Here is an 8725-nt window from a genome sequence, read left to right on the forward strand (position 1 = left end):
ACCTCAAGACGTCGACGTGTCCTTCGTCGACCGGGAGCGCAGGTTCGAGGAGTGTGTCGGTAGCGGTGGCAGTGGAATCTTCGGTGCTGCTCGAGTGGTACTCCGATACGGCCCGTGATCTGCCGTGGCGACGCGAGGGCGTCAGTGCCTGGCAGATCCTGATGAGCGAGATCATGCTCCAGCAGACGCCGGTGGTGCGTGTCGCGCCCATCTGGGAAGAGTGGGTGCAGCGCTGGCCGGTTCCGTCGGCGATGGCGGCGTCGAGTCAGGCAGAAGTGCTTCGCGCTTGGGGCAAACTCGGTTACCCACGACGCGCGCTGCGGCTTCACGAATGCGCGGGCGTCCTGGCTGCCGAGCACGGTGACGTGGTGCCCGAAGATGTCGACATCCTGCTCTCGCTGCCGGGGATCGGTTCCTACACCGCCCGCGCCGTGGCGTGCTTCGCCTACGGACAGCGAGTGCCGGTGGTGGACACCAACGTACGACGCGTTGTCGCACGAGCCGTCCATGGCAACGCCGAACCAGGCAATCCGTCCAACACACGCGACCTGGCCGATGTCGCGGCGCTGCTGCCGCGGACGCGAGCGCGCGCAGCCACCTACAGCGCAGCTCTCATGGAACTCGGCGCACTGATCTGCACTGCGCGGACGCCGAACTGCGAAAACTGCCCGTTGCCGAACTGCGCCTGGGTCGCTTCGGGCAAACCGGCACACACCGGACCGCCGAAGAAGGTGCAGAAGTTCGCGGGAACCGATCGCCAGGTACGTGGAAAATTGATGGCCGTTCTTCGTGAGAGTCACCGTCCGGTCGAACGCGCGCAACTCGACATCGTCTGGCCGAACGATCCGGGTCAGCGTGACCGCGCACTGCATTCCCTGCTCGTCGACGGACTGGTCGAGCAGACGGATGACGGCCTGTTTGCGCTTGCCGGAGAGGGTACGGCTTAACCGACTCGCATCGGGTTGCATTCTTCGGCTGCGGGTTCGTCGGCCTGAGGCGGTGCGACGTCCGGATCAGAACGCCGAAGTGCAGCAGGAACGGCAGGTACCGCCGGGTCGCAAGGGGTCAGAGCCGGAATCGGTAGGGCGGCGCTGGGCGGAGGTCCACTGGTCGAGGTCGCCGGCTCCGCGCCGACGTTCGGGCGATCCGTGGACACCGCGCGCGACCCGTCTGGAGACAGCGCGATCAGCAACCCCGTCAGCATGAGCAGAAGTGGCAGGACTATTGCCACCGCCCACCGGATCCTGTTGACGGGCCGGACAGCCATGCCGCCACCGGACCGAACGTCAGCTCCCCGATCGGCCGCCACCAGCGCAGCGCCAATCGCGAGTTGGGTCCGCTCGCCGAGAAACAGGAAGCCGAGACCTGCCAGTTCAGCGGCTTCGGCGGACGGCTGCCGAGACTCTTCCTTCACGAGCATCGCGACGAGCATCTTGGGCACCGGGTCTCGTTCGGCGACGAGGAGGTCCAATGTCGCAGCAAATGTCGAGCTGTCTGCAAGCAACTCGGCGGTGTCGTAACGGTGCGCCGAGTCCACGACACCGGCACTCGGGTCGACGGCCGCGATCACGGTCTCACCGCCGTCCGGCCAGAACACGAGAATCGGCGAAACACCATTCAGAGCGTCGACCGCCCGCAGGTAGGCGAGCCGAGCGTCGAGACCGTTGACCAACTCCACGTTCTCGAAAGAACTGGAGGACAACGAATCCGGAACGAGGTCACGCACGTCCGCACGCTCGCACACAACCCCGACGACTGTGGGACACAGATTCGAGCGCAGGGCCCGGCCGGTGGCGACCTCGGCAGCGGACGCGAGCGCGCGTGCCGACGCTTGCGGAGAGGGAACGGTCCCGTCTGCACCCCAGGGGTGACGGAACTCGTCGATCGAGCCCAGAAGGGGTGTGTCCGCATCTACGAGAGCTGTTGAAATTGACTCGTTTTCGAATACAACGCCCAGGCTTTCACGCACTGGATCCTCCATAGACTGTTGCCGTTACGGGTGCTGCCATCACTGCGAAGCGGTATCAGAACGTCAGGCCATCGACCGCCATTGCACCTGGTTCCAGCACCACGTCCACCGGCGCTCGGCCGTCGACCGTGACGCGATACGTCCCCGGTAACAGTCCGAGAAACGAGAAGTGACCCTCGAACGGTGTCACTGTCCGCGCTGTCGCGTGCCCGCATTGATCGATACCGATGATCGCCACTGTCTGCGTGGTGCCGGACGTCACCAGACCCGAGATCTGCCCGTTCGCAGCTACCGGATCCTCCTGAACCGTCTGTCCGTTGACGGAATTTCCTTGTGGATCACACACTCCCGGTCCAGTCGACACGCGCACAGTGACGTCGTTCGACCGCACGCGAACCGCACCACTATCGGCAGTGACCACTACTGCTGTCGGTAGACCGTCGGTATCTTCCCGCTTGCCCGCAATCATCGTCGCAGTTCGTGTGAAGAATCGATCCGCTTCCAGATCCCCTACCAAGCACAGTAACCCGGCCTCGTCGATGTCCGAGCCGACTCCGCAGTAGCCCGGCAGGGACGGCAGAGTGAAACCTCGGGGCACCTGAAGTTGTACGACCACGTCCGAGAGCGATGTGCCCCGGACACCGATGTCGACGACGTACGTCACCGGATCACCCTCTCGGACAATCGCGTTGGACGGTCCGGAATCGAGGCCCGGGCCGTCGGCTGGATCGAAGGGCGGCGCACCGTCGATGGCCGTCAACCCGACGGTGAAGGCAGGCGTGAACTCTCCCTCGGCTGCCAATCGAACATCCGACTGCATCGGAAGCACACCGAGCGCAGCAGCGCCGACCACCAGAGCTCCGGTCACGACAACGACGCCGATACCTCGCACTCCTCTCCGCCACGCCCTCGGTCGGAGTCCGACGACAACGGCCTTCGACCACACCTCTGACAGACGAGTTCTCACGACGCTCCTTCGATGTCTGACTCTCGGGGCTCCCGACAGGCACTCGCGGCCACATTTGGCGAATCCCGAGCTACGTTCAATAGAAGTCGCTCGATGGCCGCGAAAGCCAATGGTGACGGCATGATTGTGCGGGTGAACTTCTCTCACCCAGGGTGAAGTCCCGGGTGAATTGCCCGGGATCGCACGCTCTGGATTCGCACCAGCTACGCTCCTCCCTGTAGATAGATGGATCGAGACAATCCGCCCAAACTCTTCAATTACTGCGGGGCGCGAAAGCAGAAAGGGTCCGCGCTGATGTTCGGGATGGACGGCCATGACTGGGCAGCTATTCCCGAAAGGCGCACTCTCGCGACGTCGATTCCCCGGCAGGCACTGTTCTCGAAACTTGACCGGCGTGCCGCGCTGACCATCGTCCGTGCACCGAACGGTCACGGGAAATCGTCGTTGATCGCATCGTGGCTGCGCGCTCATCTGGCATCCGAACGAATACTCGTCTGGGTCTCGGCCCCACAGCCCTCGTCGACTCTCGAAGATTTCTGGGCCATTGTCCTCGATCGAATCCATGCCGCCGGAATCGCACTGCCCGACATCGACGATCTCGCCGATCCTTTCACCGCTGTCGCCAAATCCCTGAACGCCCTCAGCCGCCCCGTGCTGCTCGTGCTGATCAGGCCGGATCTGACAGCGGAACCAGAGTTGGACGATCAACTGATCGAACTCCTCACCCTCTGCCACAATCTGGACCTCGTGGTCACGCTCTCGGGCTTCGGCATGTTCTCCGAGCCGTACCTGCTCGACACCGACCACGAGGTGATAAGTGCGAGTGAGCTGTTGTTCACGACAGCCGATACCGCCCATGTGCTGGAACAGGCCGGCGTACAACCGACTGACGGTGATTCCGAACAAATCACATCCTTGACGGGTGGACTGCCCGTACTGGTTCGCGTCGCCGTTCCCGCCGTCCGCGTCTCCGGCACCAGCACCGGCACCGGCAACCGCGGGCAGATGATCGAAAAGAACATCGCGCGGGCGATAGACGATTACGTGAACAATTCCGTTCTCACCACCGCTGAGCACGTGAAGCAACTCGAGTTCCTGCTCGCGACGGCCTTTGCGCGATCGATCACCGTCGACATCGCCGCAATGCTGTTCGAGTCCCAACGCCCGGACGCTGCCGAGACCGTTCATCAGATTCGCGCGCGCCTGGCGATACTCGAGACATCCGGATTGGTGTCGCGGGTCGAGACCGAAGCAGAAGAAACCTGGGAGTTGCCGCCCGCAATTCGTCGATCGATACTTGCGCGCCACACTCGCGCTGGAATCGATCCAGCGCAACGTCTTTCGTTCCTCGCGCACAATCGACTCGACAACGGTCATCACGCGTCAGCACTGGACTACGCTGTCGAGGCAAAGAACTGGACACTGGCAGTAGACATCGTCGAGCAACACTGGGTGACGATGATCGTCCACAACCTGGACTCGGTTCGCTCTGCCCTCCAACGGATTCCGATGGAAGCTGCAGACAAACACTCTGCTGTGGAGGCGGGGCGCGCTCTATTCACGATGCATCCGAGCGAGCGCTCGGCGGTCGTCGACTTGCTACCCGAATCGCCGACCGAACTGTGGGAGCTCGGCAGCGAGGCCGGCGCGAAGGACGCCTTGAGCATTGCCTGCGTTCAATCGATCATGCTCAGGATGGCCGGCGAGTACGGGCTCGCAGCAGAAACCACCAGGCGCCTGTCTCACCTCAGTCGCAGTGCGCTGGAGAACAACCCGGAAGCCGTCAGCGCGCAACTCCCTCTCATGCGACTTCAATGGGCGATCAATTTTCAATTGAGCGGCAGGCTCACCGAATCCACGATCAAGGCCCGGATGGCCTACCACGGCGCACTGTCTCACGGAGTCGACTTCATCGCTCGCAACTCTGCGGGCAGTGCCGCACTGAATTGGGCGCTGGCGGGTGAACCTCGCCAGGCCGCATACTGGTTCGAGCTCGAGCAAAAGCACCCGGACCCTGGCGGTTGGCTGGAACCTGTGGTCAAGATCGCCGGCCTCACGGCACGGGTGCTCGAGGCCCTCGACACACTCGACTTCGACGACGCACGCGGGACACTGACCGAACTCGGTCTACCTTCCGACACCGAGGAACTGTGGGCATTCGTCATCTATGCGCACTGCCAATTCGCCTTGACCTCCGGCGACCGAACGTCGGCACTACTGTTGCTCCACAATGCGATCGAAGCGCATTCCATGCAGTACACGGCTTCCTCTTTCGCGCTCCCGCTGCTGCAATCCGCCGAGATCGATCTCCTGCTCGCTCTCGGAGAGGGAAACAAGGCCGCAGCACTGGCCAAGGAGATCATCGATCCCGCGACCAACCCGTGGACCCTCACGTCGGTGGCACGCCTACGACAGCGGATCGGCCAGAACGAAGCCGCGGTCGCCCTGTGTCACCAGTTCGACTGGTCCGGCGAGTCGTATCCGCGAGCACAGATGGAATCGCTTCTGGTGCAAGCGGTTGCACACTCCGAGTTGGGTGAACCGCGCCTCGCGGCGCAGGAATGGTCCAGAGCGTGCAGTATCGCGGATCAGACCGGACTTCTGCGTTCGTTCGCGACCATCGCATCGGCTGATGTCGAGAAGCTCGAATCGATGGCGAAAACGAATTCGCCCGCACTCGCCGAGTTCGCGAAAAAGCGTCCTGCTGAATCCTTTCCGGAGATCGTTCGCATCGTCGAGCTCACCGAACGCGAACAGAAGGTCCTCTCACTCCTGGCACTGGGAATGGGGTCGGCCGCGATGGCGGACAAACTGTACGTGTCCGTCAACACCGTCAAGACTCAACTACGCACCCTCTACAAGAAGCTCGACGCGCACAATCGAAACGAAGCGATCACGAAGGCACGTCAGCTGCGCTTGCTGTAGTCCCGGTTCGGAACTGATTCGGACTACATTCTGTAGGCATGAGCACCGATACCTGCGTCTTCTGCAAGATCGTCGCACTGACCGAGCCGGCAATTCTCGTTCACGAAAGCGAGACGACTCTCGCATTCCTCGATGCCCGACCGGTGAGTCGGGGACACACTCTGGTGGTTCCCAAACGCCATGCAGAAAACCTCGATGCTCTCGAAAGCAACGAGGGCGCTGAGATGTTCCGCGTCGGGACGCTCATCGCCGGAGCCCTTCGCCGCTGCGACATCGCCGCTGACGGAGTCAACTTTCTGGTCAACGACGGTCGCGCCGCGGGCCAAACCGTGTTCCACTCGCACCTGCACGTCGTCCCACGCCATCGCGGCGACAAGGCTAAGTTCGCTGCCGGACTTCTGGCCAGAAGAGCCGTCGAACTGGAGCAGGTGGGCGCGTCGATCCGCAGTCAACTCACTGTCTGAAGGAACTCCGTCACCACGTCACGGTAACGCTGCGGTTGATCGTCGTGGACCAGGTGACCTGCATCGGCAATACGTACGTACCGGGTTTCCGGCCTCTCGGCCATCTCACGCATCTGTCCTTCCGGGGTGATGGTGAACTCCCCCTCGATGAGCAAGGCCGGCACCTCGATCGCCTTCCACTGATCCCAGAAATGCCGCGTACCCCACTCCTCCGAGATGTCACGAAAGGTCGACACCTCGCCGTGCAGGTACCACCCGTCGTCGCGGCGGTCGAAAGAGTCGAGAAAGTACTGGCCGGCGACGGGGCCGAAGAATTCCTTCATCGCGTCCTCGGAAGCGAACGGCTGCGGCCACGCCGAGATCATCTGAGCCCAATCCGCCGCGGTGCGTCCGCGAAAATCGGGAGCCATGTCTTCGAGGACGAGGGCACCGACCTTGTCGGGGTGCGCGGCGGCGAAGCACCAGGCGTGCAGCGCCCCCATCGAATGCCCGATCACGATCATCGGACCGTCGACGGAAGCAACAGCAGACGCCAGGTCCTCGACGAATGCCTCGGTGGTCAGTTCAGCAGGCGCAGGCCTGCCGTGACCGGCGGCGTCGAAGGTGTAGACGTGGCCGAACTCGCGGATCCACGGCACGTGGCGACGCCACGTTCGTGAGCTGCCCATGAGGCCGTGCAACAACAGAATCGGTTGTCCCGTTCCACCTTCGTCATGCAACACGAGTGTCACGGTACGCGGTGAAGGTACGCGGGTAATGTCGCTTGCATGGCAGTCGTGAAGATCAATGCAATCGAGGTCCCCGAGGGAGCCGGCCCCGAACTGGAGAAGCGCTTCGCAGCACGCGCTCATGCAGTCGAGAACTCACCGGGCTTCCTCGGATTCCAACTCCTCCGCCCCACCGCAGGTGAGAGCCGCTACTTCGTGGTGACGCAGTGGGAGTCCGAGCAGGCATTCGCCGATTGGCGTGACGGCCCTGCCCGCGAAGCACACTCCGGTGAGCGCGCGAAGCCTGTCGCTTCGGGTGCGTCGTTGCTGGAATTCGAAGTTGTCCTGGACGTAGCCGCCAAGAGCTGATTTCGTGGATTGCGCTCGCCGCGACGGGCGCAATCCCTGCTCAACTCGGCTTCACGCGTTGACACGGTGCGGGCAGTAGTGCAAAAGTTCGCATGTAAACGCGATGGTCCGACAGGAATCCGGTGAAAGCCCGGAGCGGTCGCGCCACTGTAATTCGAGGTGAAGTGTCTTTTCGGCACGACCATTTCGACAGCCAGACACTTCGGCCATCGCATGGACCTAGGGGACGCGAAAATCCCAGGAGGCTTCGATGGCTCTCGCCTATTCTCCCGATACGTCGATCGACTCGACTCGTCTGGCTTTCCTTGCCGCTGCAGTAGTGCTGTTCGCGATGCTCGCTCTCTACCTGGTCGGATTCGACCAGGGCGCTATCTCTCGCACCGGTATGTACATGCATGAACTGATGCACGACGGTCGCCACTTGATGGGCCTGCCGTGCCACTAGTCGACAATTTCACGAAGCTTCTCATTCGTGGTTTGTTGGCTGGTTTGATCGCGGGCATCCTTGCCGGCGGAGTTGCGTTCGTGCTGGGTGAACCGCACGTCAATGCTGCCATTGCGATCGAAGAAGCCAACAGCGCCACCGGTGAGGCTGCCGGCGAAGCCGCTGGGCATTCACACGGGGACGAAGAAGAACCACTGGTGAGCCGCGACGGGCAGCGCGCCGGGTTGTTCCTGGCCACAGCGCTGGCCGGACTGGCACTCGGCGCGATCTTCTCGGTCGTCGCGAATTACGCGCGACGACTCACCGGGATGTCCGGACCGTTGTTGGCGATCACCATCGCCGTCGGCGGTTGGCTGGCCATCGAGGCCGTGCCGTTCTTCAAGTACCCGGCCAATCCGCCTGCCGTCGGAGATCCGGACACCATCAATCAGCGCACACTGCTGTGGCTGGCCGCCGTGATTCTCGGACTGCTGTCCGTCACCGCAGCGGCAGCGGCAGCAAAGGCAGTTTCCGGACACGAGTTCCTCAGTGTGCGCATCGCTGCTCCGGTGGCCGCGTTCCTGGTGATCGTCGCGATCGGTTACGTCTCGCTTCCCGGCATCAACGAGGTGGGTGAAGATTTCCCGGCAACTCTGCTGTGGGAGTTCCGGCTTTCCTCGCTCGCTACACAGGCGACGCTGTGGCTCGTACTCGGATTGGCATTTGCCTTCCTCACCGAGCGCGCGACCAAGAACGCCGACGTGGCGAAGAAGTACGCCCTTCGCTGAACCTGCTGTGGGGCGGTTTTTTAAGCCCCCCGGGTATAATATGGGGCCACCCGTCTTGTTTTATGTAATGTGATTAGAATACGAAATCCCCGAACAACGCCGCGGGCAAAAT

Annotated in this window: 9 protein-coding genes and 1 riboswitch; of the genes, 6 read left to right on the plus strand and 3 right to left on the minus strand. The window is 62.5% G+C overall.

Annotated features, from left to right (window positions below):
• The first annotated feature begins 65 nt into the window (after positions 1-65).
• Positions 66-947: an HhH-GPD family protein gene (locus ABWI03_RS13205; RefSeq protein ID WP_124568945.1), complete on the plus strand. Its 882-nt coding sequence runs from the start codon at positions 66-68 to the stop codon at positions 945-947.
• Here the strand turns inward: ABWI03_RS13205 and ABWI03_RS13210 are convergent.
• Together ABWI03_RS13210 and ABWI03_RS13215 are read right to left on the minus strand one after the other, a co-directional pair.
• Positions 944-1969, minus strand: coding sequence for a hypothetical protein (locus ABWI03_RS13210; RefSeq protein WP_298773633.1), 1026 nt, complete (start codon positions 1967-1969; stop codon positions 944-946). The genes ABWI03_RS13205 and ABWI03_RS13210 overlap by 4 nt on opposite strands.
• A 55-nt stretch (positions 1970-2024) precedes the next feature.
• The gene (locus ABWI03_RS13215) at positions 2025-2936 is read right to left on the minus strand and encodes a carboxypeptidase-like regulatory domain-containing protein (protein ID WP_298773631.1); all 912 of its coding nucleotides are present in this window, start codon (positions 2934-2936) and stop codon (positions 2025-2027) included.
• A 225-nt stretch (positions 2937-3161) separates the two neighbouring features.
• Here ABWI03_RS13215 and ABWI03_RS13220 point away from each other — a divergent pair, with 225 nt between their 5' ends.
• Positions 3162-5861, plus strand: a complete 2700-nt coding sequence (locus tag ABWI03_RS13220) for a helix-turn-helix transcriptional regulator (RefSeq protein ID WP_298773629.1) — start codon at positions 3162-3164, stop codon at positions 5859-5861.
• A 38-nt stretch (positions 5862-5899) separates the two neighbouring features.
• Positions 5900-6325: an HIT family protein gene (locus tag ABWI03_RS13225; protein WP_095970855.1), complete on the plus strand. Its 426-nt coding sequence runs from the start codon at positions 5900-5902 to the stop codon at positions 6323-6325.
• Here the strand turns inward: ABWI03_RS13225 and ABWI03_RS13230 are convergent.
• Positions 6310-7047 carry an alpha/beta fold hydrolase gene (locus ABWI03_RS13230; RefSeq protein WP_298773626.1) on the minus strand — a complete coding sequence of 246 codons (738 nt, stop codon included), beginning with the start codon at positions 7045-7047 and terminating at the stop codon, positions 6310-6312. The two genes, ABWI03_RS13225 and ABWI03_RS13230, sit on opposite strands and share 16 nt — an antisense overlap.
• Positions 7048-7092: 45 nt before the next feature.
• Between ABWI03_RS13230 and mhuD the strand changes: the two genes are divergently transcribed.
• From mhuD to ABWI03_RS13245, 3 genes are all read left to right on the plus strand, one after another.
• Positions 7093-7401 (plus strand): mycobilin-forming heme oxygenase MhuD, encoded by a 309-nt coding sequence (mhuD, locus tag ABWI03_RS13235; RefSeq protein WP_007726927.1) that lies wholly within the window; start codon positions 7093-7095, stop codon positions 7399-7401.
• A gap of 87 nt (positions 7402-7488) precedes the next feature.
• Positions 7489-7626: riboswitch (cobalamin riboswitch) on the plus strand.
• A 25-nt stretch (positions 7627-7651) separates the two neighbouring features.
• Positions 7652-7846 (plus strand): CbtB domain-containing protein, encoded by a 195-nt coding sequence (locus ABWI03_RS13240; protein WP_003945915.1) that lies wholly within the window; start codon positions 7652-7654, stop codon positions 7844-7846.
• Positions 7837-8613 (plus strand): CbtA family protein, encoded by a 777-nt coding sequence (locus tag ABWI03_RS13245; protein ID WP_095970854.1) that lies wholly within the window; start codon positions 7837-7839, stop codon positions 8611-8613. The genes ABWI03_RS13240 and ABWI03_RS13245 overlap by 10 nt, the downstream gene beginning before the upstream one ends.
• Positions 8614-8725: the final 112 nt, after the last annotated feature.

Source organism: Rhodococcus baikonurensis, from assembly GCF_040489275.1.
Taxonomy (GTDB): Bacteria; Actinomycetota; Actinomycetes; order Mycobacteriales; family Mycobacteriaceae; genus Rhodococcus_F; species Rhodococcus_F baikonurensis.

Bases quoted from the DNA above. Each gene is read 5' to 3' on its own strand.
- ABWI03_RS13240 (WP_003945915.1), top strand. From the start codon at position 7,652: ATGGCTCTCGCCTATTCTCCCGATACGTCGATCGACTCGACTCGTCTG.
- ABWI03_RS13225 (WP_095970855.1), top strand. From the start codon at position 5,900: ATGAGCACCGATACCTGCGTCTTCTGCAAGATCGTCGCACTGACCGAG.
- mhuD (WP_007726927.1), top strand. From the start codon at position 7,093: ATGGCAGTCGTGAAGATCAATGCAATCGAGGTCCCCGAGGGAGCCGGC.
- ABWI03_RS13220 (WP_298773629.1), top strand. From the start codon at position 3,162: ATGGATCGAGACAATCCGCCCAAACTCTTCAATTACTGCGGGGCGCGA.